This window comes from Mycobacterium sp. 852002-30065_SCH5024008, from assembly GCF_001665645.1.
GTDB lineage: Bacteria > Actinomycetota > Actinomycetes > Mycobacteriales > Mycobacteriaceae > Mycobacterium > Mycobacterium paraffinicum.
The window spans coordinates 1-694 of record NZ_LZSZ01000049.1 but is presented as its reverse complement, the minus strand read 5'-3'; the positions used below and the strand labels follow the sequence as shown (position 1 = coordinate 694).

Genomic DNA, 694 nt, shown 5'->3' with positions numbered 1-694 from the left:
TTTGAGCACCAAGACGTGCCCTTCGAGCTGCTCGTGGAACGGCTGCACCCCACCCGCTCCCTGGCCCATCACCCCCTAGTGCAGGTCATGCTGGCCTGGCAACACCACAACCCCACCGAGCTGGACCTGGGTGCTCTGCAGGTCAACCCCTTGCCGGTGCAAACCCAAACGGCCCGGATGGATTTGACATTCTCCTTGTCCGAGAACTTCACCGAAGCGGGCCAGGCCGCCGGGATCAGCGGTGCGGTGGAGTTTCGCACCGATGTGTTCGACCCCGACAGCATCGAGACCCTGATCGCGCGATTCGAGCGGGTGTTGGCCGACATGACGGCAGATCCCTCGCGGCCGGTGTCTTCGATCGGGGTGCTCGACGAGTCCGAGCGTGTCCGCCTGGATAACTGGGGTAATCGGGCGGTGTTGGACCGCCCGGCGGTGTCGGGGGTCTCGATCCCAGCGTTGTTTGCCGCCCAAGTCGGCCGCACGCCCGAGGCGGTGGCGCTGAGTTTCGGGGACCGGTCGTGGACGTATCGAGAGGTGGATGAGGCCGCGAATCGGTTGGCGCACTTACTGGTTGCCCATGGGGTGGGCCCGGGTGAGTGTGTGGGGTTGCTGGTGGAGCGTGGCGCGCAAGCCATCATCGCCATCCTGGCAGTCCTCAAGACCGGGGCGGCCTACGTGCCGATCGACCCGGGCC

The 694-nt window shown here is 66.1% G+C and carries 1 protein-coding gene; it reads left to right on the top strand.

Annotation, left to right across the window (positions count from 1 at the left end):
• Window positions 1-694, top strand: a 694-nt coding sequence (locus A5781_RS05080; RefSeq protein WP_156624411.1) for an AMP-binding protein, incomplete at both ends; no start/stop codon positions are given.